This is a genomic window from Pseudoalteromonas luteoviolacea (assembly GCF_018100925.1).
In the GTDB taxonomy this organism is placed as follows: Bacteria; Pseudomonadota; Gammaproteobacteria; order Enterobacterales; family Alteromonadaceae; genus Pseudoalteromonas; species Pseudoalteromonas obscura.
On the sequence record NZ_JAGJEH010000002.1, the window covers coordinates 509,354 to 534,644 of the forward strand.

Annotated in this window: 36 protein-coding genes; 34 read left to right on the plus strand and 2 right to left on the minus strand. The window is 38.7% G+C overall.

The features are described from left to right. Positions 1-157 precede the first annotated feature (157 nt). The 3 genes from J8M00_RS05060 (at position 158) to J8M00_RS05070 (ending at position 1,803) form a co-directional block, all read left to right on the plus strand. A complete protein-coding gene (locus J8M00_RS05060; RefSeq protein WP_211009250.1) occupies positions 158-415 on the plus strand; it encodes a hypothetical protein in 258 nt (85 codons plus the stop codon). 149 nt (positions 416-564) lie between these two features. Further along, the gene (locus J8M00_RS05065; RefSeq protein WP_211009251.1) at positions 565-852 is read left to right on the plus strand and encodes a YciI family protein; all 288 of its coding nucleotides are present in this window, start codon (positions 565-567) and stop codon (positions 850-852) included. 453 nt (positions 853-1,305) lie between these two features. Further along, positions 1,306-1,803, plus strand: coding sequence for a lipocalin-like domain-containing protein (locus J8M00_RS05070; RefSeq protein ID WP_211009252.1), 498 nt, complete (start codon positions 1,306-1,308; stop codon positions 1,801-1,803). 171 nt (positions 1,804-1,974) lie between these two features. On the opposite strand, the gene J8M00_RS05075 is transcribed toward J8M00_RS05070, so the two are convergent. Together J8M00_RS05075 and J8M00_RS05080 are read right to left on the minus strand one after the other, a co-directional pair. Further along, positions 1,975-3,444, minus strand: coding sequence for an FAD-dependent oxidoreductase (locus J8M00_RS05075; protein WP_211009253.1), 1,470 nt, complete (start codon positions 3,442-3,444; stop codon positions 1,975-1,977). 55 nt (positions 3,445-3,499) lie between these two features. Further along, positions 3,500-4,198, minus strand: coding sequence for a phosphoglycolate phosphatase (locus J8M00_RS05080; RefSeq protein WP_211009254.1), 699 nt, complete (start codon positions 4,196-4,198; stop codon positions 3,500-3,502). A gap of 538 nt (positions 4,199-4,736) precedes the next feature. On the opposite strand from J8M00_RS05080, the gene J8M00_RS05085 reads away from it, so the two are divergent. The 31 genes from J8M00_RS05085 to J8M00_RS05235 all read left to right on the plus strand — a co-directional run bounded on the left by J8M00_RS05085 (position 4,737) and on the right by J8M00_RS05235 (position 24,921). After that, positions 4,737-5,597 (plus strand): TolB family protein, encoded by an 861-nt coding sequence (locus J8M00_RS05085; protein WP_211009255.1) that lies wholly within the window; start codon positions 4,737-4,739, stop codon positions 5,595-5,597. 63 nt (positions 5,598-5,660) lie between these two features. Then, entirely contained in the window at positions 5,661-6,359 is a 699-nt protein-coding gene (locus tag J8M00_RS05090) for a hypothetical protein (RefSeq protein WP_211009256.1), read from the plus strand. 127 nt (positions 6,360-6,486) lie between these two features. Then, on the plus strand, positions 6,487-6,858 hold the full coding sequence (locus tag J8M00_RS05095) for a type II secretion system protein GspG (protein WP_211009257.1): 372 nt from the start codon (positions 6,487-6,489) through the stop codon (positions 6,856-6,858). Between the two features lie 223 nt (positions 6,859-7,081). After that, complete coding sequence (locus tag J8M00_RS05100) at positions 7,082-7,312, plus strand: hypothetical protein (protein ID WP_211009258.1); 231 nt, start codon at positions 7,082-7,084, stop codon at positions 7,310-7,312. A gap of 45 nt (positions 7,313-7,357) precedes the next feature. Further along, on the plus strand, positions 7,358-7,564 hold the full coding sequence (locus J8M00_RS05105) for a hypothetical protein (RefSeq protein ID WP_211009259.1): 207 nt from the start codon (positions 7,358-7,360) through the stop codon (positions 7,562-7,564). A gap of 185 nt (positions 7,565-7,749) precedes the next feature. Next, positions 7,750-8,244 (plus strand): hypothetical protein, encoded by a 495-nt coding sequence (locus tag J8M00_RS05110; RefSeq protein ID WP_211009260.1) that lies wholly within the window; start codon positions 7,750-7,752, stop codon positions 8,242-8,244. A gap of 95 nt (positions 8,245-8,339) precedes the next feature. After that, complete coding sequence (locus J8M00_RS05115; protein ID WP_211009261.1) at positions 8,340-8,762, plus strand: hypothetical protein; 423 nt, start codon at positions 8,340-8,342, stop codon at positions 8,760-8,762. 42 nt (positions 8,763-8,804) lie between these two features. Further along, a complete protein-coding gene (locus J8M00_RS05120) occupies positions 8,805-9,101 on the plus strand; it encodes a hypothetical protein (RefSeq protein WP_211009262.1) in 297 nt (98 codons plus the stop codon). 375 nt (positions 9,102-9,476) lie between these two features. Beyond that, complete coding sequence (locus J8M00_RS05125; protein ID WP_348772541.1) at positions 9,477-9,833, plus strand: DUF6559 family protein; 357 nt, start codon at positions 9,477-9,479, stop codon at positions 9,831-9,833. A 98-nt stretch (positions 9,834-9,931) separates the two neighbouring features. After that, complete coding sequence (locus tag J8M00_RS05130) at positions 9,932-10,300, plus strand: DUF4431 domain-containing protein (protein ID WP_211009264.1); 369 nt, start codon at positions 9,932-9,934, stop codon at positions 10,298-10,300. 340 nt (positions 10,301-10,640) lie between these two features. Further along, complete coding sequence (locus J8M00_RS05135) at positions 10,641-10,958, plus strand: heavy metal-binding domain-containing protein (RefSeq protein ID WP_211009265.1); 318 nt, start codon at positions 10,641-10,643, stop codon at positions 10,956-10,958. Positions 10,959-11,245: 287 nt separating this feature from the next. Beyond that, positions 11,246-11,560, plus strand: coding sequence for a hypothetical protein (locus J8M00_RS05140; RefSeq protein ID WP_211009266.1), 315 nt, complete (start codon positions 11,246-11,248; stop codon positions 11,558-11,560). 610 nt (positions 11,561-12,170) lie between these two features. Continuing rightward, a complete protein-coding gene (locus J8M00_RS05145; protein ID WP_211009267.1) occupies positions 12,171-12,497 on the plus strand; it encodes a hypothetical protein in 327 nt (108 codons plus the stop codon). 237 nt (positions 12,498-12,734) lie between these two features. Beyond that, entirely contained in the window at positions 12,735-13,127 is a 393-nt protein-coding gene (locus J8M00_RS05150) for a hypothetical protein (RefSeq protein ID WP_211009268.1), read from the plus strand. Positions 13,128-13,678: 551 nt separating this feature from the next. Beyond that, positions 13,679-14,335 (plus strand): hypothetical protein, encoded by a 657-nt coding sequence (locus tag J8M00_RS05155; protein ID WP_211009269.1) that lies wholly within the window; start codon positions 13,679-13,681, stop codon positions 14,333-14,335. 184 nt (positions 14,336-14,519) lie between these two features. Next, positions 14,520-14,930, plus strand: a complete 411-nt coding sequence (locus J8M00_RS05160; RefSeq protein ID WP_211009270.1) for a helix-turn-helix domain-containing protein — start codon at positions 14,520-14,522, stop codon at positions 14,928-14,930. Positions 14,931-15,011: 81 nt separating this feature from the next. After that, positions 15,012-15,419 (plus strand): VOC family protein, encoded by a 408-nt coding sequence (locus tag J8M00_RS05165; protein ID WP_211009271.1) that lies wholly within the window; start codon positions 15,012-15,014, stop codon positions 15,417-15,419. A gap of 104 nt (positions 15,420-15,523) precedes the next feature. Beyond that, complete coding sequence (locus J8M00_RS05170; RefSeq protein ID WP_211009272.1) at positions 15,524-15,829, plus strand: hypothetical protein; 306 nt, start codon at positions 15,524-15,526, stop codon at positions 15,827-15,829. A gap of 95 nt (positions 15,830-15,924) precedes the next feature. After that, positions 15,925-16,317 carry a hypothetical protein gene (locus tag J8M00_RS05175; protein ID WP_211009273.1) on the plus strand — a complete coding sequence of 131 codons (393 nt, stop codon included), beginning with the start codon at positions 15,925-15,927 and terminating at the stop codon, positions 16,315-16,317. A gap of 212 nt (positions 16,318-16,529) precedes the next feature. Then, positions 16,530-17,000: a hypothetical protein gene (locus J8M00_RS05180; RefSeq protein ID WP_211009274.1), complete on the plus strand. Its 471-nt coding sequence runs from the start codon at positions 16,530-16,532 to the stop codon at positions 16,998-17,000. 238 nt (positions 17,001-17,238) lie between these two features. Beyond that, positions 17,239-17,631, plus strand: coding sequence for a hypothetical protein (locus tag J8M00_RS05185; protein WP_211009275.1), 393 nt, complete (start codon positions 17,239-17,241; stop codon positions 17,629-17,631). A gap of 340 nt (positions 17,632-17,971) precedes the next feature. Next, positions 17,972-18,529, plus strand: coding sequence for a hypothetical protein (locus J8M00_RS05190; RefSeq protein WP_211009276.1), 558 nt, complete (start codon positions 17,972-17,974; stop codon positions 18,527-18,529). A 26-nt stretch (positions 18,530-18,555) separates the two neighbouring features. Next, on the plus strand, positions 18,556-18,792 hold the full coding sequence (locus tag J8M00_RS05195; RefSeq protein WP_211009277.1) for a hypothetical protein: 237 nt from the start codon (positions 18,556-18,558) through the stop codon (positions 18,790-18,792). 113 nt (positions 18,793-18,905) lie between these two features. Then, positions 18,906-19,226: a hypothetical protein gene (locus J8M00_RS05200; protein WP_211009278.1), complete on the plus strand. Its 321-nt coding sequence runs from the start codon at positions 18,906-18,908 to the stop codon at positions 19,224-19,226. Positions 19,227-19,573: 347 nt separating this feature from the next. Continuing rightward, positions 19,574-19,792, plus strand: a complete 219-nt coding sequence (locus J8M00_RS05205) for a DUF7661 family protein (RefSeq protein ID WP_211009279.1) — start codon at positions 19,574-19,576, stop codon at positions 19,790-19,792. Positions 19,793-19,872: 80 nt separating this feature from the next. Beyond that, positions 19,873-20,196 carry a hypothetical protein gene (locus tag J8M00_RS05210; RefSeq protein WP_211009280.1) on the plus strand — a complete coding sequence of 108 codons (324 nt, stop codon included), beginning with the start codon at positions 19,873-19,875 and terminating at the stop codon, positions 20,194-20,196. A gap of 281 nt (positions 20,197-20,477) precedes the next feature. Continuing rightward, on the plus strand, positions 20,478-21,677 hold the full coding sequence (locus tag J8M00_RS05215; protein WP_211009281.1) for a serine hydrolase domain-containing protein: 1,200 nt from the start codon (positions 20,478-20,480) through the stop codon (positions 21,675-21,677). 153 nt (positions 21,678-21,830) lie between these two features. Further along, positions 21,831-22,274 carry a hypothetical protein gene (locus tag J8M00_RS05220; protein WP_211009282.1) on the plus strand — a complete coding sequence of 148 codons (444 nt, stop codon included), beginning with the start codon at positions 21,831-21,833 and terminating at the stop codon, positions 22,272-22,274. Between the two features lie 876 nt (positions 22,275-23,150). Then, positions 23,151-23,498: a hypothetical protein gene (locus J8M00_RS05225; protein WP_211009283.1), complete on the plus strand. Its 348-nt coding sequence runs from the start codon at positions 23,151-23,153 to the stop codon at positions 23,496-23,498. A gap of 173 nt (positions 23,499-23,671) precedes the next feature. Then, positions 23,672-24,148: a hypothetical protein gene (locus J8M00_RS05230; protein WP_211009284.1), complete on the plus strand. Its 477-nt coding sequence runs from the start codon at positions 23,672-23,674 to the stop codon at positions 24,146-24,148. A 212-nt stretch (positions 24,149-24,360) separates the two neighbouring features. Next, positions 24,361-24,921 carry an NADAR family protein gene (locus J8M00_RS05235; RefSeq protein WP_247687228.1) on the plus strand — a complete coding sequence of 187 codons (561 nt, stop codon included), beginning with the start codon at positions 24,361-24,363 and terminating at the stop codon, positions 24,919-24,921. Positions 24,922-25,291 lie beyond the last annotated feature (370 nt).

Genomic DNA, 25,291 nt, shown 5'->3' on the forward strand with positions numbered 1-25,291 from the left:
AAGTAAAAAGCAGCAGGCGTGTGTTGCTTCACAACTAATTTTAGTCAGCTATTTATCACCGTTTATTAAAACGCTAACTATCTAAATGCATATGAGTACCTGGAAACCTATAACAAAAAGCCACCTCGAAGGAATCATTGAAATCTCAGAATTTGAAATGAGTTCAAGAGCCAAAAGTGTGTGGCAAAAAATAAAGTTACCCGAGGTTCAAAAGTGGAAACTGTCGCCACTTGGTGATGAAGGAGGTGGGTTTTGGGTTGTAGCTATATATGGTAATTGTTGCTTGTATTTCAATGATATTGAAGGGGGCTTCAATGAAAGTACTTTTACATGCTGGGGAGAGATAGATGAATACTTTTCCAACCAGAGTGAATTACATCATTTTGTAGAGTCTGTGTTTATTGACCGAGGTTAGGTGGTTAATAAAGCTGTTAAATCGCGTAGGCTTGCGACCATTCTTCGCGTAGTTTAACCTGCTATTTTTCCGTTTATTAAAGTGTTTGTGCTTTAGATAGCCTAGGCATTTTGAAGTCAACATATGAAATATATCAAAGGAGTTATGACATGTTTATCATTCAATTGAGGTTCTCAGACAACAAATCCCGAGCCAAAGACTTTATGGAAGGTCATAAAGAGTGGCTTCAAGCGGGCTTTGATAAGGGCGTTTTTATGGTATCGGGAAGCCTGCAGCCAAACGCTGGGGGTGGCATTATCGCAGCAAACGTGTCTAAAGAGGAAATTGAGGGAATTATCGCTGAAGATCCTTTTGTCATTGAAAATGTGGTCAAACCTGAAATCATCGAGTTAACCCCATCTAAAGCGGATGAACGCTTATCTTTTTTATTAGACTAATCAGCGCTATAAGGTAGAAAGGAACTTAGGACAGGCACAGACTTCCTTTACTAGGACTGACCATTCACTCAGACAGAAACGCAATGCAATATAGATAAAAAATACGTGAATTACCTTGGTAAGTTGAGAGTTAAGCGAAGTTTGTGTAGGAAAGGCAACCGCAGGGGTTAAGCGGCGATGGAGTCTTGTTATACGAGATTGAAAGTTGAATTAATCTATGTGAAGAATTCTCAGTAGATAGCAAAAGCGCGTTCAGATATATTTGGGTACAAGCAGTATTTCATAACCGCAAAAGAAGGCATTTGCAAATGAGGGGGTGAGCCCTGTCGCATTTGAGGGTGAGGGTGGAAGCGGCGTAGTTAGGTGTTTTGTTTTTATTGGCAACACCAGCTTTCAGGTAACTTATCACTGATAGTGCCCTAGATTATTAAAAATAATATGGATATATGAACAATGAGAGTTTTATTTACCTTAGTGCTCGCGTTAGGATTGCTTAGCGGGTGTCAAACAGTAAGCAACAGCCGTCAAGCAGACACGCTAGAAGGTGAATGGCAATTAGAATTAGAAACATTAGTTATAGGTGACCAAAAATACACCACTTTCGATGGTAAAAGCCGTGAAATGATTAAAATATTTACAGATAGTCATTTTGCGTTTTCGAGTATTGGTAATAACCGGCCAAGGTTTAGCTCGTTTCAACTCACGAAAGAACAAAAAGTTGTAGCGTTTGATAATTTTGGTGGTTCGTTGGGCCGCTATAGCTACGAAGATAATATATTGACTGAACATATTGAATATTCGAGTTTCCCAAATTATGAAGGGGTATCCATTCCTTTTAAAATAACAATAATTGGTGACACTATGGTTCAAGAAGGAACCTACCCGCTCATTGAGCTCGGTCTAGGGGAGCAAGATGGATACTTGCGTGCAACTTTCAAACGCATTAAGTAGACATTAAAAGCGTTGTAAGGGGTACCATAGGACAGGCACAAATCCAATAATGAAAGACCTAAGCTCTATTAGCCAACAAACAGGCCGATGAAATATTGCTCATATTCTTACTGTTCAGATCGAATATAGAACGGCTAAAGGTTTTGGCAAACCTAAAGCCGTTGTAACTATTTAGCTAATGTTTGGCGTTGTTCGCCTGGCGAGTTCTACAGGAAAACCACGCTCTTGTGCAAGATATTCTGCCCGTTGAGCAATTTGCTGTTCTGTTATATCGCTAGTTGAAGACGTATCAACAAAATCACTGTGACAGTATTTTGAGTACCTGTCAGCCAACAAACCAAGTTCTACGAGCTTACCAATGATAGTGTTAGCAGCTGGCAGTGCAGATGATGCCTTGACGATTTCACATCGTGCATAGCTATTTGATTGAAAAGCAACATCTGCAACTCGTAATGTCGCATCTTCCCCCGGTATCTGCTGCGCGCCATACATCGGGCGTCCGCCAATATCAGCGCTATTAAACGCGGGAATAAAGCCTGCTACTTTTTCAATGGCTTTGGTGGTTCTTTCATTAATTACCTGCTCGTCCCACTGATGATTGACTTTGTCGATGTATTTGTTCGGTAGCTCTGGCTGGGCACTTTCTTGCTTCGATGAGACTAAGCCATCTTCAAAAAGGGTAATGTCAGGTGTCATTGCATGTATTTGAAAATAACCGTTAGGGTAGGGGGTTAATTGGGTCATGCCATTTTTAGTGCCTCGAGTACCATGAAAAATAACTTCTGGCCAATTAGTCTGGTCGTTGTTCCAGCGGCTAATGTAAGCGGCTTTAAATTCAACCATACGTTGTGGCTTAAGCCCTATCATGTCATCGATAGTGCCGGTTCTAAACCCACATGCATTGATTAAATAGTCAACTTCAAACGTTTCGTCTACGCCCGAGCGCTTTGTCTCTATATGCCACTTTTGAGCACTGTTTTGCGTAACAGAAGTGACCTGGGTGTTTGTCAATAACTCACAATACTGACTGCTTTCTAGGGCTAAACTGGTCAATGCAGCTAGTCTAAAAACGCTAATGCCATATTCTTGTACCAAAAACACGGGAAACTTAAGCTGAGTTAAATCAGTTTGTTTAGCAAAAGCTATCATCCATTCGTCAGGGGTTTTTGGATGCTTTGGTGCAGTTAATTGCGATAGCCTTTCGAGGTCAGGACGTTGGTATAGCCTAAAATACTCGGATGCTGGCCCCAATATCTCATTTTGTGGATCTAACGCGATTAGTCGCTGGTACTCTTGCTGAAGCACTATTAGCCTAGATACAACGTCGCTTGGCTCTCCGTTATCGTGCGATGGTACAGCTACGATTGTTGGCCTGTAATCGATAGCATCTTGATATAGTTTTGCGGTGTTGATCGACTGTTTTAACAGATCGACACATTGTTGGTCTGATATTTCTCTATACAAATTGCCGCCTGCGTGTAGATGACACATTGGCGGACCATTGACTAGGCTACTTTCTTTTTCAAAAAGTAATACATTAGCGCCTTGTTGGCTTAGTTTTAATGCGATAGTGGCACCGCCAATACCACCGCCTATGATTCCTACGCGGGTATTGGAGTGCTCAAAGTGTTTATTTAGCATGTTCTAGACAGTAATTGAAATGATACAACGAAAAACCTTGGGAAGGTTGATAATCTTAATATGTAGGTGCCGTTATGGGAACTAGGGCTTCAATGATATCTGCAAAGTTATCTAATACGAGTGATGCGCCATGACTGTTAATGTCTTCACCATGATTATATCCATAGGTTAAACCGATGCTTTGCATGTCTGCTGCTGTAGCTGCAAAAATATCGTTTTTTGAGTCACCTATCATTAAGCACGACGAGGGGGAAACGCCAAGAGTTTCGCATACATAAGTTAACTGCATTGGATCTGGTTTGCGTTTTGGTAGGCTGTCGCCTCCTACAACCATTTCGAAAAAGTCATTTAAACCTAAATGTTTCAAGATAGGGCGAACAAACTGTTCTGGTTTGTTTGTTACAATCACCAAACGATAACCGTCGCTATGCAGAGATTCTAATGTGCTTTTTACATTAGGATATAGTGTTGTCTCAACGCATACATTCTTATCATAGAATGATAGAAATATTGAAAGCGCTTTTTCGACGTAAGTGTCATCTAAATCAGGGTCAATGTCGATACTGCCTGATAATGCTCTTTTGGTTAACACTGCTGCACCGTTACCAACCCAACTACGAATAGTGTCTGTAGGGTAGGGGGTCATGTCTAATGCGTTTAGCATCTGATTAATACTGAGCGCCAAATCTGGCACACTGTCAATTAATGTCCCATCCAAATCAAATAGCAATACGTCTTTGTTGGTGAATTTCAATTTAAATTCCTACTTCCTAATGTTTGCCCTAATTCAAATCCGCGCTAGTGTATCTTTAAAAGGACTAGCATTCTACGGTTTACCTAGCTAAATTTTTGTCTTTTGTGCAGCCTTATTAGGTTACCTTTCTTTAATATTAAATATGTAGTGATCGCCTCATGTCTTTCAACTAAATATGGGTGTTATACGGCTTCTATGTATATTCGGTTCAAAAACAGAGTGAAAAGTAATTTTTCCGATAAAAGCAACAAGCAACAAGCAGCAAGAGAGTGTCGCAAGTTTATTCGGTTAGGGAACCTAACCCAGTTCGAAAGCATATAACAATGCAAATCAAGTGGGCAGATTTTAGTCGTTTTTTCGCTTCGTTAAAGGTTTTATCAAAATACTATCAACCCCTTAGCAGGGCATTTGATGCCCTCAATAGATGGGTTGTCGCCTACAGAGAAAAAACATCTTAAAGTCATAAGAACGTCAGGTCTTTTTTTCCAATTTAAATAAACTGGCAGCCACCTTGATCAGCTTCAAATAAGGACAAATCATGAAGCATATTCGCATTTCAGTTACTCTGCTGTTTTTGGTTCTAACTATGAGCAACAAAAGCCATAGTCAAGTTGCACTTTTAGCTCCTGTAGAGCCTTATTTTGGGCAAAAACCACCAGGCTTAACTCCCGAAGTGTTTGCCCCTGATATTGTTTCTTCGGAACATCATGAGTGGGGCGCTGTTTTCACACCCGATATGAAAGAGTTCTACTTTTCTAGGAAAAACAACACAAGTAAAAAAGAATCGCATTTTGTTCTTAAATTCGAGAATAATCGATGGCACGAGTCGGAAGTAGAGCGAGGGGTGGGCGGGTCTATCTCTCCTGATGGTAAAACTATGTATTATACAAATAAATATAGGGAGAGAATCGATGGTGGATGGTCAGAGTTAAAAAGTCTCGGTTCTGAGTATGAAGACATCGACATCATGGCCCTTACGGTTTCCTCAAAAGGCACTTATTTTTTTGATGAATATCGTAGAGGGGGAGGAGGTCTTCTTCGATATGCTCGCCTGATTAATGGTAAACGTGAAGCCCCCAAACCCCTCAGCAAAGAATTGAACACCGGAATAGTGAATATCCATCCCTTTATTGCTCCTGATGAGTCCTATATTTTGTGGGATAGCAGAAGGGATGGCGGCTATGGTGGTAGCGATATCTACGTTAGTTTTCGACAAGAAGACGGCTCATGGGGGGCTGCCATTAACTTAGGGGATAAGATAAACACGAGTACCTCACAAAATGGAGGATACGTAACACCAGATGGCAAATACCTTTTCTTTAACAGCCCTGATAAATCAGGAAATGGAGACTTCTACTGGGTAGACGCGCAAATTATTGAGAAACTTAGACCGAAATGATAAATAATATGGCAATCGCAGTAAGCGCGACTCGCGTTGTAAGCTACCCGTTATTTGGTAATTATGAGTAAAAAAGTAAAGTACATAATATCCTTTTGTTTATTAGTAGCCATAGTCATTAAGTTTGGCCCCATATTGTGGGGCATTTACTTAATTGATAAATCAAAGAGCGAGGCGGGCGGAGGTGAGGTCTTTACTGGGCTAGTTACTGTCACATTTAAAAAAGTTACCTCCAAGCCTTCAAATCAATTTGATTTGGGCTTTCTTTCAATTGGACTACCAGATGGCTTTGTGGATGATAAGTTAGACGAATTTAAGCCAACAATGCATTCTTTTTCAGCAGAAACTGAGGAGTCAATTACCATTTCGGATATGTCGTTAGAGGATATGCATACTGGTTATTTAGTTTCAAATTTAAAACATGAAAATACTGTTGGAATTGATTTTATTAACAGTGAATTAGGGCTGTTTTTAACTTTAACTAATTTAAATCCGGATAAGGTTAATGTCTTGAGCTCTCTATTAGAAGTAAGCCAGATGGTAGTGCTGTTAAAATTGAGAAGCATTTTTATATATGGGAAAGAAAAGGAGTTTTATTACTTCAGAGTGGATGATCATCTAGAGGCAATCCAGCTGGTTGAGAAACAGGATAAAGGTCGAATTTTACTATTTCACAATAAAAATTGGTTGGCGGAAATATACTATCAATCTCTAACACAAGAAAGTCTAAACATACTACTTTCAAATATTCAGGTAAAGTAAAAAGCTTATAGCAAGTGCTTAAAGCATAGAGGATGCAAAATGTTTGGTTTGGGCTACTTAGTAACCATATTTAGACAAGCATTTGTGCATCCATTAACTAGGCATTATGAAGCCCGCGAGATAGTCAATGATAAAAAATAGAGTGTGCTGGGCGTTTGGAGCCTTACATATTGCCGGGCTGGCCTTAATTGTCATGCCACAGCTTATGAGTAAACATCACTATTATCGAGTGTCTAAAGAAGCGCTCGATATAGCAGCGTTAGAAGCGGCTATAAAAATGTATTATACAACTCATCAAACATACCCCCATACCCTATCAGATTTGATTGAATCAAAAGTCGGTATTATTGAGTCAATACCTATAGATAGCTGGGGGAATGAGTATAAATATAATAACCCAGCTAAGGTCTCCAATAAAAGGTTTGAGGTTATTTCACTCGGTGCAGACAACAAAATAGGTGGTGAGGGTGATAATCGAGATATTTTCTTGAGCAATTAGTTAGCCGATTTTACTGGCGTTATGTAACGGTTGGATCATATGAAATCAAAGGCCAACTTTGTGGAGAAGTTATTACTCTCTCTGCAACAACCAATGATAAAAGCTGGGGTAGAGGACTTGAGATAGGTCTTAGGTATAATCGCATTGATCGCAAAGTTGGCTTTTGCTCCACCGCCGCTTATTTGAGCCCGCTAAGACCGCATTATTCTTTTTGGAAAGTAAAATGAAGTACATTGTTATCTCAGACGATAAAATAGATTTTAAAACTAGTAAGTGGTTATTAGAGGGGGCGGTTATTGCAGGCTGTGATCGTTTTTCTTTAGACTTCGATTCCGTTTCTTGCGCTACCAGCATACGTCACAAAGAAAAATTACGACAAGAACTTGAACCCTATTATATGGGAGTGGCAGTATTAGAAAAGCTTGTTGTGTATCGTCCAAATCCATTTTTTTAAAAACAAGAAATCTGGAAATTAAACAGGGACAGTAAAAAAATTATTATGTCTCATATGGGGCGTAACTTATTGGATTGGAACAAAGCCATCAATTCAGGAATACTTAATTGGCGCTTTTACGTAAAGGAGAAGTTGCGAGCCGGGTCTGCATATCAAGACGACTACTTTATATTCTATGATATGCCAGAATTCGTTTTAGAAGTACTTAAAGAAAAAAACGTATTAACAAGTGAAGGTAACGCGATAAAATAGACAATTAAGTTCACGGCTGTAATCGCCTTGCTTAGCTACGTTTCTCAGTTTAACTTATCGTGGTCAGCCCTTTATTGGGGCGGAACAAGTATCTAAGGAAGTTTCGACATGTCGAAGAACGATGACCAATTTTATAGCCAAACCTTTTTAATCCGTTACGCAGATATCAATTGGATTCGTAAAAATTGAGTATATATTTTGAGCCAGTAATAAATACAAGTATTGACCACTTATTATCTCTAATCCCTTTTTTAGTAGTACTGTGTTTAGTTATTAAGTTTCCAGTTATAACTCAAGTAGCCTCTGATATAACGAAAACTAAAAGAACAACCTTGGTGGGAGTCTTTGTTGCTATATGTCTGTTGGCTATCTCAGCTGAAATCTCTCAATATCATGAGAAAGTTAAAGTAAGAAACATCATTAAAAACAAAGAGTTTAAGAAAGTTCAAGGCTGTATTAGCAACTATGAAACACGCAAACCTAAAGCGGGCACCTTGATTGAGTCATTTAGTATCGAAGGGGTGGAATTTTACTTTAGTAATCATGATGCAGGGCCATATTTTCATGGGGGGTTGCATAACGATAACTTTTTCAAAAACGGCCGATGTGTTTCCATTGATTACATATTAGATGGGAATAAAAATAAAATATTGAAAATTAATAGGTTAGCAACAGCTTAAAGTCGGATTCGTCATTGATGACCCAATAGTGCTTGGCTTTACATTTAGGCCAATAAAAATTCCTCGTTTAAAGTATTAGCAACTTGGAGATAAATATGCGTTATTTTTTAGCTTTACTGACACTACTTTCAAATATGTCATTGGCATGTACAGTAGAAAGTAGAAGTTATACCGAACTTGTTTCACAGGCTAAACAGGTTTTCATCGGCTCAGTTGTTGAAATTCATTGGAGTGATTTTGAAAAACATGTACAAAAACATTCGCCAATAGAAAAAGAAGAAGTCACAATTTTGATGAGCGGAGGATATACTTACAGAGCTATTCCACATGAGGTTTGGAAAGGTCAGGTTAATACGTCTTTAAGGCTTCGTGGTGGCTATTGTAATGGCGCGTTTGTTAATGGCGGCAAAACATATTTAATAATGACATTCGATGATAGCTCAGTGTTAGGCAGTAAAGCCTTTCCGCTTAACCCAGAACTAATGAATATTGTAAAAACAGAGCTATCAGTTAACTAGCAAACGCTTAAACTAGGGGGCGTTATATTCTCATGGAGGCTTATGTACTCTGAACCATGGAATGACATAGAAGATTACGGTTCTTCACACAAATTAGCACTATTGACAGAAATAGTCGCGGAGCTTTCTATTGGTCATGCATTGTATGGTAAAAATATAGAAATCCTTGCAAAGCGAGAAGATAGAGATGACGTTTTGGTCAAATCTGAAGGTAAGTATTTTATTGTTCATTTAACTTGGTCAAACAGCAAAGAAGTATTGCCGTACCCAAAAACAGAGCTTTATGACTCGGTTGAGTTACTTCGCAAAAAGCTTGAGAAAGATACCAATTACTTTTGAGTATTCAGTTGTTTAGCATATCAGTCAAACCGTTGAAGCAAAACAGCAGGCTTGCGCTATTGTGTTTTCAATTTTGTTCTGCTTTTCACACTGTTCAAGGTACACATTATGATGAAGGTGAATAATTGAGTCAGCAATGCAAAAAATGTAATAGTAAGATCAATCCTACAAAGGTTGAGTCAGGCAATTATTCACACTTTAAATGTCCTGTTTGTGGCGCAGATGTATCAAGCAATAGAGGCAAGGGTTATATTGCTCTAATAGGCATTGCTATAATTGCTTGGGCTTTAGCCTTTGCTTATCACCATTTGGCGTAAGAGTTTCGTAAACCCAAGTATTAATGTTTCGTTATATAGCTAGGCTTTAGGAGGAGCTATGTTTTTATCAAAATATAGAAAGAAAAGAGCAATAAGAAGTTACATTCTCCGGCTAGGGAAAGACCTTTCGAGAAGGTATGGCAAGAGTAAAATGTATACATCTGGGCAGGTTGAAAAAACTGTCCATGATGAAGGTTATAACTGGAGGCATATTTGTTATGCGCATGCCTTATATACAAGTATGAAACAGTTCGATAAATGGCATGACGAACGTGGCGAAAGTTGTGACTATAACGAAATGCGAGAGGAAGTGTCAGATACATTTTTTGGCGGCGATATATCGTATATTGAGTCAGGAAGCTTTTGTGATGACTCTGCCGGGGGAGCAGGAGGTGACGGTGGAGGCTCAGATTAACCCGAGCCAGCCATATAAGTTAGGAATATAACCATTTGTTGTATTCACTCTGTTCACCGTAAAAACAACTATAGTCTGTCAATTAAAGGAGCACCGCAGTGTTCATAAAGTATTTAGTTATAGTACTTGTGTTGCTACCTTTCGAAGCATTGTCGTGTATACCGACAGATGGCACAAAAGTTAACATGACTGGCACTATAGAAATGTCTGAAATTAATATTAAAGGCAAGATAAAAAAGTTTAAGTCTATTAAGCTTAAACATGACCAATGCTTCAAGCCTGATAGGGTGTTTTTGGATACGGTGCTATACCTCGATGTATTACAACCTGTCGTTCCAAGTACAATTAGCTTAAATTTAGGTCAGCAGTATGTGTTAAATGGAGAGGCACTTCACTGGCATACTAAACATCACTACACCAAAGTACTATTTAGTGTAAGCTCAGTAAAAACTTTAACAAATAAATAGTATAGCCATTGTATGGCTGGCTTTAGTCACAAAGCATAAATATTAGCATGCTATTTTTTAAAGTTATAACTACTGGTTTTAATCGTTATTTTATCGGCCTTTACGGAAAATTCAGAGCAACGGATGCTTCCTCTTATAGATAATTATTCAGATGATAATTGGAAGGGCATTGGCATTTTATGATTCTAACGAGTCCAACATTTATATCTATGCACTGGTCAGAACTTATTTAATAATGGCGTTAAAAGCTTGGCAAGTACTCATTTATTGGTTAGTTTTAATAAGTCATATAGGATAATTCTGTACAGTATATTAAGACGTTGTGTTATAGGAGGAAACTATGATTTATACGACAACTGAAACAGTTCCTGGAAGAGAAATTGAAGCGGTTTTGGGCATCGTCAATGGTAATGTGGTTCAGTCGAAGCATGTTGGCCGAGATATTATGGCAGGTTTGAAAGGAATTGTTGGAGGAGAGCTTAAGGGCTACACCGAAATGTTGGTTGAAGCGCGAAATATAGCGGTTGAACGATTAATTGAAAATGCAGAAAAATTAAATGCCGACGCGATAGTGGGAATACGATTTACAACAAGCGCTATCACTGAAGGGGCATCAGAAATACTGGTGTTTGGTACGGCAGTAAAACTTCGAACATAGCGAGGGTAGCCTATAGGTTGTTGCCCTTCGTGCAAGCTGTGAAATTTAAGTCAATAAAGCACAAAATGGACTGAAGTAAGAATGGCAAAAGTGTTGTTTTTAGTTTTAATGAGAGAGTAACTTTTTACTTTAATACTTCTGTTAATGGCGTCAGATGTACTGATAGGTGGGTATTTAAATAAAAGTTCATATAATAAAATGTGAAGGGGCTCGTAACGGTTGGCACGAGCCTTATTAGTCTCATTTTTTGCCAATTATCTATTACCGATTGTGAGTTAAGTGCCACTATGGGATTGAATATCAGTGTAGCAATAGTAATTGCTTTAGCTATTGTAGGAGCTTGGTGCGTTGAGATATCGCATGATCAAGCCCATTCAGTAAAATTTACAGAAACGATACGAGCATACAACGACTGGGAATGTGCCTACCAAAATCAGTATGGATGTAGCGTCGTATTTGAGGACGCAGCTGGCACCGAGCATAATGTTCGGCGCATACAATATAGTAAGGACTTTATGGCTGTTAAAGTTGAACAAGCTGGTATAAGTGGCTGGGTTTTTGCCGGTAATGGTGTTCATGTCAGTTCTAAATCAAGTCCTTAAGAATGTTGTATGGCTGTAGTTAGCATAGCTGGTTGGGCTTCGCCCATCAGCATATTTCAAAGCTACTAATCCCGGACATATACATTCATTGAGCTAAGTTGGCTGGAGAAACTTAAACGGTGGTATACAGATTAACAATTACCACCCATTGTTAATTAACCTAACGAAAATGGAAGTTACGCTCTCAACTAATGAAATGGTATGGTGTAGGTGCTGTAGCTGGTACGACGAAATACTCATAAGCGTGTCAAACAATTGATAAAAATATCTTATTATATCTCCTTTTTACAAACTCACTCTCTTGATAGGTGCCACCTGAAAATAAGTATGAATATTAGCTTCTGAAGCAGCATTAATGTCGCATTGAGCATTGTTATTTGTTGTTAAATTTTAAGTGTTGCTGGACTTATAATCAAAGTTGAAGTTAAAAGTGAAGTGAGTTTTTTCTTGTTTTTTAAATTTAATTTTTTTGAGTTAAAATGGTTGTATTGTTGTGTGTGTTTTTAAATTATAATTTCTGTTGTTATTAAGGGTGATAATTTACACCTTAATATGACAATTTTGTGCATTACAAAATATAACACTAACTAAACTCACTATGGAGAGGACAATGAAATTAATTGGATTAGCAGCTTTACTATTTTTATCTATACCTTCGTTTGCGAATGATTGGAGTCAGGCGACAAAAGTTGCGGAAATCAATACTGGCTACACCGGTGGCTTTATATTGTTTCGTACAGAAAAAGCACATCACAATCCTAAAAACTGTGACGCAGCTTTTTATGCTGTCAGACAAGGAGATGCTGAGGTTGACCAAATCCTATCAGTCCTTTTAGCAGCACAAAAAAGCGGTGGCTCAATACAGGTTGGTGTCAACTCAAGTAAATGCGATCAACATGGACGGATCTCCGTGTCTAGAATTAGAAGCTTGCCGTAACTTCAGTAAATTGCTCGGCTTTACTTGGTGATATAGGAGTAAAGTTGAGCAATACTGCGATATGCCTCAGTGGCGATAAGGTTAAAATTTAACTCAAATCAATTAAATTGCCTTAGTACACAACACTTAAAAGCATAAAGTGTTTGTAGCTTACTCTAAGTTAAATTAAATACCTTCATTTAGCTTCAATTTGTTATAATTTAAAGCATTTTGACAAAGTGTGACAGGCTATAAACTATGAGCATCTACGAAGAAGAATTGGAAGGTCGAGAGTTTGACTGGTTCGCTAATGATAGCGAAGGGAATATAGCTCTATTCGCAACGGCAGGCGAAGGCACAATACCCAACTTGGTGATTAAAAACTATGCAGATCATGATGCTGTTGCGGTGCAATTGGAATCTCCAAATTGGGGAAGCTCTGAAGTTTGGTCTGATTTTGCAAAGCTTGGTTTTTTTGTCTTCGATTGGGATTTGCATGGTGGTCCTTATAAAAGGGCGCAAAACCCTACGAGTAATATGAACGAACAATTGAGAAATACAATAATGGCGTTAGGGAGTATTCCTTCTCTACCGGTCAAGTTCGCGGAAATAGATGAAATAGCAAGTGGAATGCTTGGCAGCCACAAGTAAATTATCTAGTAAAAATGTGATTCAGAGCTAGAGTTTTTTTGAGATATAAATCTAACGGTAATGTGAGCGCAGCAGAGGCGCTACGGTACATGTCCTAACTGTCTATTCAGATGAGCGTTTTTTAGAAAGTTTAGATATCCAACACGAACATAACTTTTCGGATGAGTTATCAAGTTGCACTCAATGGCAAATGTTCCACTGATGATGCAGGGGATTCAAATCCTGGCAATGATTGACGAGTTATGTCAACAACTTAAGCAGGTAAAGAGACTTTTGATTAGCGTCAATTGCTGACGATTTTTGTGTCGCCAAAGTGTTTAAAAAGATTAAAAGTGTCCACTTTAAATTAAGTTTCAAAAAGTGCTGAGTGGATTTTCGTAGAGGATATTGCGCTAGAGTCAAGCTTTTTGAATATGCCTAGCGATTCTAGAGATGTTTCGGAAGTAATACCAAGCAAAGTTGTTTAAACAGCCGCGTAAAATAGCGGCCATCGCCGCAAATTTTACCTTGGTGAAGTTATCTTGATTAGTTAACCGGAGAATATAGCTGAAATGATAGTAACTTTTGAAGGGGCGCCTGCTGTAGGTAAAAGCACAATCGCTTCAGTATTAAAAGATGAGCATGGGTGCTATGTAGTACCTGAAGTTAATAAATTATTTGGTAAAGATAATAGAGAGTCAGACCTATGGTACTACCAGAAACAAATTGAAAGGTGGCACATTGCAAGTCGTTCTGCAAATGACGCTATGCTATCTATTTTAGATGGTGATGTTTTTCAACCGGTTTGGTTTGGTCTAACTTTCCCAGATGAGCATTGGGGATGCTTTGACACTATTGTAAGCTTTTATCGAAAAATGTTAGATGGAAAACGAGTGTCGTTCCCGACTAAGTACGTCTACTTTCATGTGCCAGAACAAGTAAGAGCTAATAGAGAATTCGAGCGTTCATCACTTTTAGGTCGAAGCTCCGCAGTAATAGAAAAGAAAATCTCGAGGTTTCAGCACTTTAGTGCTTTGCAAAAAGACTATTTTACTGGGCTGAAAGAGGAGTTTCCGGAGCTGGTTCTTTTTCATGAATCGAATGAAATTAGTCGCTCTATCGAGCAAATCTTATCTTGCGACGACAGTCATCAATATAAAGACAGTGATATTTTCGACTTTATGATTGAACGGTGTAGGGTTAATACGAGAGCAAAAGGAAACAGTTAACATAGTCAGCAGAAGACTACGCGCAGCGAGAGCGCTATACATTACTTCTGGTCTTTTAGATTACGAAAATATTTATCAGCAATAGCTGCTGGCGAGAAAGGGGAAGATAAAAAGCCATATCACAGCTGCGTTGCTCAAACCTTAAACCCGCGTTATATTTTACGTTGTTCAAGGAGTTTACTTTATGGCTACGAACTATAAATTTAAAAGGTTGAATGCAGGTAGGGAATATATTGCTGGTAATTATCATACCCCACTTAGCTTATCGGATATAGCGCAGTATGCGCATATGTCCCCATATCATTTTTTGCGCTCTTTTAAAGATACCTATGGAGAAACACCAAATGAATTCTTGGTTCGGCTTCGCGTCGAAAGCGCTAAGAAAATGCTAATCACCGAAAATTTTAGTGTATCAGAGGTTTGCGAGAAAGTAGGCTACATAAGTCTTGGCAGCTTTTCTTCATTGTTTTTGAAGCAAACCGGTATGGCCCCAACTCTGTATCGCCGTAAGCTTTGGGCATTGTCTGCTGAGGCTTATCGCTTTCCTTCGCAGGCTATACCAGCGTGTTATGCCTATCATTTTTTGGGAAAATAGGAGAAGTGAGCAATATTGGAGAAATATCACGTTGATTATTTCTATAAGATAAAGGCAAATCAACAACAAAGGAATATTTAAATGATTACATCCATAGCGCATGCAACAATATATGTACTGAATCAGGAAGAAGCGCTTGATTTTTACCAAAATAAGCTTGGTTTCGAGGTCGGTGATGACATGAAAGTAGAAGGTGGCTTTCGCTGGCTAACTGTACACCCGAAATCTAAACCACAACTTCAATTGGTGCTAGCAGAGCCAAAAGAGGGGCCTATGTTCAGCAAAGATGCCGCTGAGAAAATACGCAATTTAATCACAGAAGGTGCATTTGGCGCGGGCGTTTTCGAAACTGAAAATTGCCACAGAACCTATGAAGAGCTTGTGGCTAAAGGCGTTGAGTTTATTCAACCACCTACAAAACAGCTCTATGGTGTTGAAGCTATGGCTATTGATAACTCAGGGAACTGGTTTAGTTTGGTTGAGCGCTAAAATAAAGTTTAATGAGTGATACGAGCAAGGCGTCGCGAGTGGCGCCTCGCTTCTAGTATTTTGAGCATTTATGTAGTTTACTGGTAGTTTAAAAGAGGTATGTTATGTTGATATCAATATGTCTAGTGGCCATTTGGGCAATCTTAATGCTGCGTTCGGGTTTGGCCGAATATAAGTACTATCAATCGGTTAAAAACCTTGAACCTGAGATTTGGGCACAATTAGGTTCGCCAAAATACTTTAAAGTCCCCGTCGCTTTTGTCTCCTCAAAAGGTGTAAAACTGTTGCAAGGCGCTTCTAATAAAACGGTGCTTGCACTTGCATGTAAACACCGTCAGGCAGGTATACAATTGTTGGCGTATATTGTATTGGTTTTGGTTGTAAGTATTGTATATTTTAAAGTTGCCTAACAAGACGAGTAAAAACGAGGGGGCTGAAATACTTATTGGGCTCGCTTTAATTTATATTGTTGTCAACAAATTCGTACTGAGTAGAGCAAGGTTGTATGCAAATAACGAACGCTTTAATCCTAAGTCTGCTTTTTACAACGTGCGCATCAATTGCCAATTGCCCGGAACCGCAAAGTTTAGACATTCAAACTTCAATTAAAAAAAGAGGGGTTGAAGTTGAAGGCCATGGTTTCATGGACATTGTCACTATATCAGTCCCACAGTCTGTGAGCAGAATTCCGTTTGAAAGTATTCAACTAACTTATGGTGAAGTTGCTGAATACTGGATCCCTCTTGATACAAAAGTGTATCACGACCGCATAATTGCCAAACTCAATGGCTACCAAGCCTCAATTGAAGGCTTCGAGTTTCAGGTCAACTATACCAATGGTTTGTGCTCTTTCTATCAAACCGGTTCAATTAGCAGCGCATATAGCAAGGTAAATTGAGGAACCAGACGAAATTGATCTAAAACGTGGCTGCAAGGTGAGCGCATTGCAGGCTAATCCAACAGGTATGTAATGAATGGTATTTCTCGTACAATAGTTTAGTTCGTAGCATTCACCATTGATTGGATATGAGATAATTATGAATACCGGGCTGTTTAATTGTTCAAATTAGGCGCACAATATTTCTACCCCTTAGCGAGTACTCACAGAATATGATTGAACGAGAAAAAATCAAAGATGTATTGCCTGTCTTTTTGGAGTATAAAGACCAAAGTGATTCGGATATCACTGACAGATTAACACACCATGGATTAAACCTTACGGAGGCTGAGCGGGTCTCAGCATTCTTACCAAGTGCATTCTGTCGCATAGTTTTGGGTCACAAACTTGATTTGAACTTTCCTAATACCTATAAAGTTTATGGTAAAGAAGGCGAGTACGCTTATTCAGAAGAGCCAATCTACAAATTGGCTATCGATATTGCCTCAGAAATTTATCACAATGAACCTGAATTTGCGGACATTTTTAATAGTATTGTCGCACGCAGCGCTGAGTTCAATGTCGTGAATCAAGCGTTAAATAAGGGGAGTGAAATTACCGGTAGTAGCCTGCAAGCTACGACCTACTTTGGCTATAAAACGTTAGGCAAAAAGCGAAGCCTACTCTCGAGAATATTCGGCTAGTAAAATCTAAATGCTATCACCAATTTAACAACTATTGTGAGATCATAGTTTGGAGGATATAACTGATACCTCAACTGAGGTTCACAAAGAGCGTCAGCATTACGGCGACTAACAAATAATAGGAGAAGATTTTAAAGTGCCTAATAACTTAAACGTAACTAGGACGCAAAACAGCAAGCCTGTGTTCTTTCTCTCTCCCTTCAACCTGCATGCAGTGCAAAGCGAGCGTTAGTCATCCATGAAGCGTTTAGTAAGAAACTTATGTCTTGTCGCTTTGTCTATGCTCTCGGGAGTATCAGTGGCAGTTGATATTGAACACCCCATAAATGTAAAGTGGGTTGATGGTTATGCTGTTATTTCTAATGAAAAAAAAGCTATCAATATCACAATCGACAATGTCTCCTTGCTTTTGAATATTAGTGCAGTTTTTGAGGATGAAAGTACGTACTTCATAGCTTATCACTGCACAGCGACTAAGTATGACGCGAACGCAGAAGTTGTCGGCTTATACGTAAGCGAGGTTGATATTGTGTCTATCTCAAAAGCAAAACAGAGTGCAGTTGATTGTGGGTTCGGCATTGTTTTGGACATGTCATTAGCTGACAAAGTAATAAGTGCAGTTAAAGAATAGTTATTGGTGCTAGTGAAGTTCCTGGCGACTATAGAGCGAAGCTAATCGCCAAGTAGTGGATGGATATAAACTTGCTTTTGAAGGTTACAAGGTTAGATTCGTAAAAACGTTGCAAGCTTGGACTCTCTGGTGATTTACCTTTGCCTTTCGATAGGAGATTAATATTGTTTTTAATAGTTCTTACCTATATACAGTCTGTGGTGTAGAGCTTAAGTTAATTGGCAATGGGTTGTATTAACTACTTTCTAGCATTTTAGTTTGCGTAACTTCATGGCTAGTGCTTTCCAAACTTTTAAGCACCGTATACTGCGAGTGTTGATTATAATAAATGGAGTTTTATATGAAATGGTATTTAGGCGTTGCGTTCGGAGCTCTTTCATTCAATAGTGTATCTGATACGGTCAATATTGAAGCTAAAGGTAATTTAGAAGCATTTACCCCAGCACGATGTGTTGAAATGACAGAACTATCTAACAAGCAAAGTCCTGCCGATATTTTTATTGGGGTTGCTGAATGTTTATCAAACAAAGAGTTTGGTAAAGCGTCTGAGCTACTTTTGGCTGCATTAGCTTATGGCAAATATGACACTTTGAGGGTTAAAGATAAGTCCGCCCATCAAGCTATCTCGGTGTTACGAATGAACTCACTTTCTCAACTTTCGGAATTGGAGTTAAAAGAGTTACAAAGCACATTTGCTGCGTTGATGAATAACCCAATTGAAAAGAAAAAATTATGCAATAAGCTGGAAAAACTCGGTAGTCCTCAATATATACCTAAGTATATGATACAGCATGGTATCTCAGCGTTTACGGGAAAAAATAAAGTTTTAGTCGATGATTTTGATGCGCACGCGGCTTGGAGTGAAGTTAAAGCTGAATATGCCAAGTGTAATTTATAAACTAACAAGTCATTGAGGGTGTTTGATTGATAGGAAAACTCGTAAAGCTCGTACCACTTATTATAGGCTGTGCATTGGCGTATATTGGTTATAAAGACATTAACTCAGCTCCGGCGGAGCATTTTGGGTGGATTACACTGGTGTTTGGTGGGCTGTTAATTTTAAGCTCCCTCCGTTCGTCGAAAAATAAAACCAGATATAGCATCGAATCTGATCTTGATAGCACAGGAGGAGATGGTGGTTCTTGCGGTGGCGGCGAATAGGCCACTGAGCAAAGGAATATAGGCAGTAGGCATAATGTGCCTTTTGCGTCGGCGTAAGTATTCAAGTGTAGTTTGACTATATCATTTTAAGTTTAATCATATCAGGAGTTATTATGGCGTCACATGAACTAGGGCCGCCTAAGGGAGTGTCCGATGAAGATTGGAAAGCTTTTCTAGAGCATGAAGAAAGCTGGCAGGCCATGTTAAAGCAGCGCTTTGACGATGAGCTCAAATTATCACCCCCAATACCTCCTTGGATAAAATATCCTGAACACGATTCGGATAGCATGTTTTGGCGCATGGGGATAGGAGAAGAGTATTTATCGGATTACTTTGGCATATACCTAAAATATGCCAGCAAAGACGATTTAGAATCCTACAAATTAGCGTATCCTGCGCCAAATGATTGGCTAGTTTGGTATAACAAGAATTGAGTAACGCAAAAGAGTTTAATGACTACACCTCCGCATAGATAAATTTCAAAGTCTGTAGCCATGAACCATCCACTAGTTATATTTTTATGGAATACCATGGTTCTAGGCACAGGATCTGCGCATTATAAAAATTTATTTGTTTCGAGCGTATGGGGGCCAGCTGTTTTTCTTTTTGGCCTTTAGAGTTAAACTTTTTTGTCAGAAGTTATTAAACTTTATGTATTTAAAATAAAACACGACAAAGAGTGCAAAAACGAGGTGATTGAACTTACTCTTGCCTTACAGTGCTTTAGCCAGTATTTTAATCAATTTTACGGGTCTGATTTAATTGGGGGTTGGGGCAACTCATGAAGCATAGATTTAATGTATTCGGCAAAGTTATGTCGGTTTATCGTGAAGCGAACGAATGGATTTTATACACTGAATCCGATACGGGAATGAGGGCTAGAGTATATGATGTCGTCATTCCTTCGGAGCTGGCAGAAGATAAACTTGCACAGTTTTTAGACGATGTTTTTCATGAGCTTGCAAACCCGCGTTATCAATCAGTATTTAAGGTTGACTGAGGCCAGCAATATTCGAACTAACTCAACTCTGTCCAACTACTTTATATGCTCAAGACAAACATTAGTTAGTGGTCGAATTTATGAAGATTATATCAATAGTATCTGATCCAATAGAAAAAGCAGACTTGTATTTCGGTATTAACCCTAGTGATCGTAAACGACCGTTTGTATTGGGTGCAAATAGCAATGCTCAAGGGGTCCTGTCTATTGCTAGTTGGGGCGCAGCTTCCACATTCGGTCTTGAGAATCTAAATAGCATTGATGGGTCCATGTGGAAAGACTGGCGTGCGTCTTTACGCCATGTTGGTTGTGATTGGGTGATCCCTATCATAGAGAAAGCAGAAAAGACCAATAATCTTGATATGGCAGTCGCTGAAATATTACAAAGAGCGAACCAAGAATAAGTTTTGTGTAGAGCAATGAATAAGTGCATTCAATGAATACGCGTCCCGCCGTATTTCATCTTTGCTAGTGTGCCGGGCAATAGACCACATGGGTTTGTTGTTTTGGTTGGATTTTATTCGTGTTTTCAGAATTTCATTTTGGGAAGGTATTTGATTTCAAACTAAGTAAAATACATTTAATCAACGTCGTTGAGCCAAAGGGTAAGATGCTTGGCTTGTGCTATTTGGGGCCAAATATTAGCATTTCCTGGATAGAAACCTCGGAGTCATGGATGAGTCAAATGAATAAATACGTTTTTTTAGTACTGCTAATCACCATTCACTTTACAATTCCCAGCAAGGTTATGGCAAACAACAGCCTAATCCAGAAGGTTGACTACCATAGTAACTATCAGCCTATGCTAGACAATCTTATATCTGAACACATTCCCGGAGCCGTTTTATTGGTTAAATCACAAGGCGGTGTTTATATCGGAAGTGCAGGTTTTAAAGACTTGGAAAAAAAGCAGCCAATGACAACGGATATTGTCATTCCCAATGGGAGTGCCGGCAAAAAGTTAACTGCTTTGTTGGCTGCCATGTTGGCAGATGAAGGTGTGATCAACCTAGACGTTTCCATCAGTACATACTTGGATCGTCAATTGCTTGGGCAAATTCAGCATTCAGATCGAATGACAATAAGGCAGTTGTTAAATCACACAAGTGGTATTTTCGAATATAACGATGCCAGTGATTATGCCTTTTTCAAAGCACAATTTGCTCAAAAAGATAAAGTTACGACAGACATGTTCCCTCTGGGTTTTGCTTTGAACCAGCCTGCTAATTTTAAGCCCGGGAAAGAATATGCTTATTCTAATACTGGGTATGCTTTAGCAGGAGTCATATTAGAGCGAGTATTAAAACAACACCCCTCTGTAGCGATTAGAAACAAAATACTCGAACCACTAAAAATGACATCTAGTTACTCAAAAGGTGTTGAACAGCACATGCCTAAACTGGCTTCGGGCTTCTTTATAAATGATTCAGACCCCGCGTTTCCACTCCCCATGAATGTTTGGGTAGATACAAAAGAAATTATAGGCACAACCGCGACCTCTGACGCACCGTTGGCTTCAAGTGTTAGTGATATGGCAAAACTACTAAGAGCTATTGTGCGTGATAACGGAACTGTTAGTCGTAGCGTGAGAGCTACAATGATAGGAGAGAAGAGCCTAGTAGAGTCTTGGGGGCCTCGTTTTTATTCTTCATCTGATTTTCACTATGGACTTGGAATTTGGGTGGAGAAGGTAAGAGGTAAGACATTTTATCACCATGGTGGTACTGAGTTTGGCTATTTTACTCAAAACATTTATATTCCCGATGGCGATGTCAGTATTACTGCTTTTGCAAATTGCGGTGTAAACGAGCAGTGTGAATCGGAATTTCAAAATTTTACTTTTGCGGTACTAGATTCATTTTTAAAAGTGCGGCAGGGTATATGACAAGTACTTGCGGTCACGCGTTTTCAAACAGCATGAATGGCTTTGCCATTGTGCGTGATAGTAAGTTCTACCTATGCCTGTGATGGAAACTGACTTGTCTATTTTGATTTTTTAATCCCAGCTTATAAGTGGGTTATATACGAATGGTGAAATATGAAGTGCTTTATTCTTGTTTTGTTGATAGTCAGTGCATGTAGTTTCGCTAGCAAGCCTAGTACACCATCCAAAGAATATCTAAATAGTTTATCGCCAAATGAAAGAGGCATTGCTTTGGAGTATGAAGCAAAACTCAAAGAAGAGTTTTTTCACCACCTTGGTGTTCTAACCGTTGAAAGGTTAGAAATATTACTAAAGCTAAGAGAGAAAATATTAGCGGATAGTGCTGAGTCCTCTCAGATATTTATTGATGGTATTATTTTCCAAGAAGCTCGAGTAATTTATGGCTCTAGTAAAGTGAGGGAATTGACAGAATATCAAAAGTCAATTTTATTGAGGTTCAAAAATTCAATAGAGGAAAATGAGCTGGCTTTTTCAGGTAAAAACGCAGAACGAAATAAAATTAGATTAAAAGAAATTTTAGAAGGTATTTCATATTAATGTGAGAGCAAATCGTATGCCCTTATCTCTTTTAGGTAATAGTTACAGCTTGCAACACAACGAACGGAGTCTATGGTGAAATATATTGTACCATTGCTCTTATTGTTGGGGAGTGCCTATTCTCATGCAAAAGATTGCACTAATGTGGTTGGTGAGTTGACGCTTTGGAATGGCCATCCGCCTTTTCTTAGAATCACATTGTGGAGGAGCAATGAAGTTTTTGGAGTTTTACAGGCGGGGGAGGAGCCAGCTCCAGACGCAATTCCTAGTACACTTTATGCACAGATCTTAGAGGGAAGTCATCGAGTTAATGGCAAGTTTTGTATCGAAAAGCCAGGCAAGTTTACAAAAGCTCCTAACAGGGATAACGACATCGAGTATATAAAAATAAAGAATTTTTCTACGATAAACTAGCATTGCTGGTGTAAGTAACAGATGAAAACTTTAATGTGCTGCGTGTGGATCCCGCTCGAACTCTACCAAAAAATCAAGGGAGTGCTATTTTAGCAGTGTTCTACCCATATCCATTTTCCACGCGCCTTACAAAAGAGCGCTAAAAGCTTTATCTGTCAATTGATTCATTAATTACTACGGCATTGTCGAGGAGTTTAATGACCCTGTTACACAGGCTTTATGCCCTTCTTTAACAACCCTAAACAAAGTTAGCTATTGGATTTGAACTTCGGAGCCTCTACGAATAAAAGTGGTCTAAACACTACTTTGTATTATTAATAAATGCGATATATTAAGTAATTTATAAAGTGGGGTGAATTCATTAAAATATAAAAAACTTAATATTATTTTCCTTCTAGTAACTTTGTTCCGCTTACGCCTTGCGTTATAATTTCCCCAATTTAAAAAGTAGAGTAAAAAACAATGTTAAGAAAAATTCTATTATTCGGGGCGTTATCTTGCTCCTTAAATGTATTTGCTGGCGATATTGCCTTTGGCAAAGTGGTTGGCACAAAGGTCTATGACTTTTCTGATAATAAGTCTGTGAAAGTGTACTTTGAAAAAGGTTCTACACTTGGAACGTCAGCCTGTAAAGAAAGTGAAAGACCATTTGGGGTTATTACTTATAGTAAAAAGACTGAAGCATCCGTTAATCATATGTTGAGTGTTATATTGGCTGCACAGATGTCAGGTAAAAAAATGCGCATATTTTCAAAAGCTGACAACAGTTGTGAAGTGGATTTTGTTGCCCTTCAAGAAACCTACTTTTAATCCTACTGTCTAAATTGGCCGAACTTATAGTTCGGCTTTTTTCACGTTTTCTATTCCCTGTAAAATATGAGCTATTAGATAATTGAGTGTGTGAGGGAAAGCGAATTGAGTACTAGTGTAACTTTTAATATTGAGGTGGTTATTTATTTTTAAGGAATTAGACTGGGGGCTAAATGATACACGCAATTGTGGGTAAAAGTGATGTTATTAGTAAGATTGCATCAAATTGGGTAGTTGCAGAATTAGTGGTTCTCAAACAAGGGTATTCAGTTATCCAAGTATCTGATCAGCTACTAGATGACATAAACGAGCTTGTTAATTCAGAAAAAGAGGCCCCCTATCCAGAGTTTTATAAACTCTCTTCTTCACTTCACGAACTGCTTAAAAGCGAATCTATCAACAAAACACTAGCCTATATCGAAAGTGATTATTTTGGTGGTATAGGGGCGCAGTCAGCAGTGCTTTATATTAATAGTGAAACTGTGTTGGGGCCGTTAAAAACTGAAGTTAAGTGGTGTTCAAACACAAACCAGTACAACCAAGAGCCCAAAGGGCAACTGGCTATAAACTCGGTACTATCCCTACTAGGTGTTTCTACTAGTAACGGTATGGGTGAGTTTGATGTTTTGCAACTCGACTCATTAAGATAGAACATAAAGTTAAACTCCCGGCACAAATTGAATGCGAATTTTGGGATAGCATCTATTTCTAGTTTAGTGTCTGCCTCCTGACTAATTGGATATCAAGAACAGACAAATGGTTATGTTTTCAAAATATATTTACAGAACCGTGGTTGATTAAATTTGGCCATTTTTCTAGCTTGTGTGCGAAACGCGTTAATACGTTAAATATGAGAAGAAATTTGAAAGTTAGAACGAAAGATAAACTGGCTGACTTTGTCAATCAGGGAAACAAAGTGGAGTATGTTTTTTTCTGGGGACATCAAGAAAAAAGCGGAAAAGTATCAAAGAGCTGCTTCAGTCAGTGGTATGAATCAACATTCCAAGAAGATGGAAATGAATTTTTAACGGCTGAGCATTACATGATGTATCACAAAGCTAAGTTGTTTGGTGATCATGATGCCTGTGAGAAGGTACTTTGTGCCCACAGCCCAGCAAAAGCGAAGGCGATTGGTCGCGAGGTACTGGGGTTTGAACAAAATTTATGGGACGAAAAACGTTTCGAAATAGTCGTCAACGCCAATCTGGCGAAGTTTTCTCAAAATGCCGGCTTAGAGGCTTTTTTACTCAACACTGGTAATCGGGTTATAGTTGAAGCGAGCCCTGTAGACAAAATATGGGGTATAGGGTTGGCACAAGATAACCCTGCATGTGAAAACCCTAACTCATGGAAAGGTCTCAACCTTTTAGGGTTTGCACTTATGGAAGTGAGAGCAAGACTCGCTGATAAAGCGGGGGCTTAAAGGCCTCGAACACTGGTTTGTTAGCTTGAGGATAGCTAAAGAGGTTTTATGAAAATTTTTAGTTTAATAATTTTGTTGCTTCACTTTGCTACTTCTCTTTCTTCAACATGCAGTTTTTTATAAAACCGATAGCTCACTTAAATTAGTGGCTCAGTCAAGAGCTGAGCGTTTACAACAAGTGCTCGATGAGTATAGCGAGCAGCAAAAACAGTCAAAAATAAAACTAAATAATGGCCAAAAGGTAGAGTGGACTTCGTGTGATCATATATGCTTTTTAAAGGCGGCCCGAGACTATGTCGAAATCATGATGCCTGATAACCGCAGCATTTTACACAACGAAGGTCTAGCTGTGATGGAAGAGAAGCTACTA

Coding starts and splice junctions, on each gene's coding strand:
- J8M00_RS05060 (WP_211009250.1), top strand. CDS start 158: ATGAGTTCAAGAGCCAAAAGTGTGTGGCAAAAAATAAAGTTACCCGAG.
- J8M00_RS05065 (WP_211009251.1), top strand. CDS start 565: ATGTTTATCATTCAATTGAGGTTCTCAGACAACAAATCCCGAGCCAAA.
- J8M00_RS05070 (WP_211009252.1), top strand. CDS start 1,306: ATGAGAGTTTTATTTACCTTAGTGCTCGCGTTAGGATTGCTTAGCGGG.
- J8M00_RS05075 (WP_211009253.1), bottom strand. CDS start 3,444: ATGCTAAATAAACACTTTGAGCACTCCAATACCCGCGTAGGAATCATA.
- J8M00_RS05085 (WP_211009255.1), top strand. CDS start 4,737: ATGAAGCATATTCGCATTTCAGTTACTCTGCTGTTTTTGGTTCTAACT.
- J8M00_RS05090 (WP_211009256.1), top strand. CDS start 5,661: ATGAGTAAAAAAGTAAAGTACATAATATCCTTTTGTTTATTAGTAGCC.
- J8M00_RS05095 (WP_211009257.1), top strand. CDS start 6,487: ATGATAAAAAATAGAGTGTGCTGGGCGTTTGGAGCCTTACATATTGCC.
- J8M00_RS05100 (WP_211009258.1), top strand. CDS start 7,082: ATGAAGTACATTGTTATCTCAGACGATAAAATAGATTTTAAAACTAGT.
- J8M00_RS05105 (WP_211009259.1), top strand. CDS start 7,358: ATGTCTCATATGGGGCGTAACTTATTGGATTGGAACAAAGCCATCAAT.
- J8M00_RS05115 (WP_211009261.1), top strand. CDS start 8,340: ATGCGTTATTTTTTAGCTTTACTGACACTACTTTCAAATATGTCATTG.
- J8M00_RS05120 (WP_211009262.1), top strand. CDS start 8,805: ATGTACTCTGAACCATGGAATGACATAGAAGATTACGGTTCTTCACAC.
- J8M00_RS05125 (WP_348772541.1), top strand. CDS start 9,477: ATGTTTTTATCAAAATATAGAAAGAAAAGAGCAATAAGAAGTTACATT.
- J8M00_RS05135 (WP_211009265.1), top strand. CDS start 10,641: ATGATTTATACGACAACTGAAACAGTTCCTGGAAGAGAAATTGAAGCG.
- J8M00_RS05140 (WP_211009266.1), top strand. CDS start 11,246: ATGGGATTGAATATCAGTGTAGCAATAGTAATTGCTTTAGCTATTGTA.
- J8M00_RS05145 (WP_211009267.1), top strand. CDS start 12,171: ATGAAATTAATTGGATTAGCAGCTTTACTATTTTTATCTATACCTTCG.
- J8M00_RS05150 (WP_211009268.1), top strand. CDS start 12,735: ATGAGCATCTACGAAGAAGAATTGGAAGGTCGAGAGTTTGACTGGTTC.
- J8M00_RS05155 (WP_211009269.1), top strand. CDS start 13,679: ATGATAGTAACTTTTGAAGGGGCGCCTGCTGTAGGTAAAAGCACAATC.
- J8M00_RS05160 (WP_211009270.1), top strand. CDS start 14,520: ATGGCTACGAACTATAAATTTAAAAGGTTGAATGCAGGTAGGGAATAT.
- J8M00_RS05165 (WP_211009271.1), top strand. CDS start 15,012: ATGATTACATCCATAGCGCATGCAACAATATATGTACTGAATCAGGAA.
- J8M00_RS05170 (WP_211009272.1), top strand. CDS start 15,524: ATGTTGATATCAATATGTCTAGTGGCCATTTGGGCAATCTTAATGCTG.
- J8M00_RS05175 (WP_211009273.1), top strand. CDS start 15,925: ATGCAAATAACGAACGCTTTAATCCTAAGTCTGCTTTTTACAACGTGC.
- J8M00_RS05180 (WP_211009274.1), top strand. CDS start 16,530: ATGATTGAACGAGAAAAAATCAAAGATGTATTGCCTGTCTTTTTGGAG.
- J8M00_RS05185 (WP_211009275.1), top strand. CDS start 17,239: ATGAAGCGTTTAGTAAGAAACTTATGTCTTGTCGCTTTGTCTATGCTC.
- J8M00_RS05190 (WP_211009276.1), top strand. CDS start 17,972: ATGAAATGGTATTTAGGCGTTGCGTTCGGAGCTCTTTCATTCAATAGT.
- J8M00_RS05200 (WP_211009278.1), top strand. CDS start 18,906: ATGGCGTCACATGAACTAGGGCCGCCTAAGGGAGTGTCCGATGAAGAT.
- J8M00_RS05205 (WP_211009279.1), top strand. CDS start 19,574: ATGAAGCATAGATTTAATGTATTCGGCAAAGTTATGTCGGTTTATCGT.
- J8M00_RS05210 (WP_211009280.1), top strand. CDS start 19,873: ATGAAGATTATATCAATAGTATCTGATCCAATAGAAAAAGCAGACTTG.
- J8M00_RS05215 (WP_211009281.1), top strand. CDS start 20,478: ATGAATAAATACGTTTTTTTAGTACTGCTAATCACCATTCACTTTACA.
- J8M00_RS05220 (WP_211009282.1), top strand. CDS start 21,831: ATGAAGTGCTTTATTCTTGTTTTGTTGATAGTCAGTGCATGTAGTTTC.
- J8M00_RS05225 (WP_211009283.1), top strand. CDS start 23,151: ATGTTAAGAAAAATTCTATTATTCGGGGCGTTATCTTGCTCCTTAAAT.
- J8M00_RS05230 (WP_211009284.1), top strand. CDS start 23,672: ATGATACACGCAATTGTGGGTAAAAGTGATGTTATTAGTAAGATTGCA.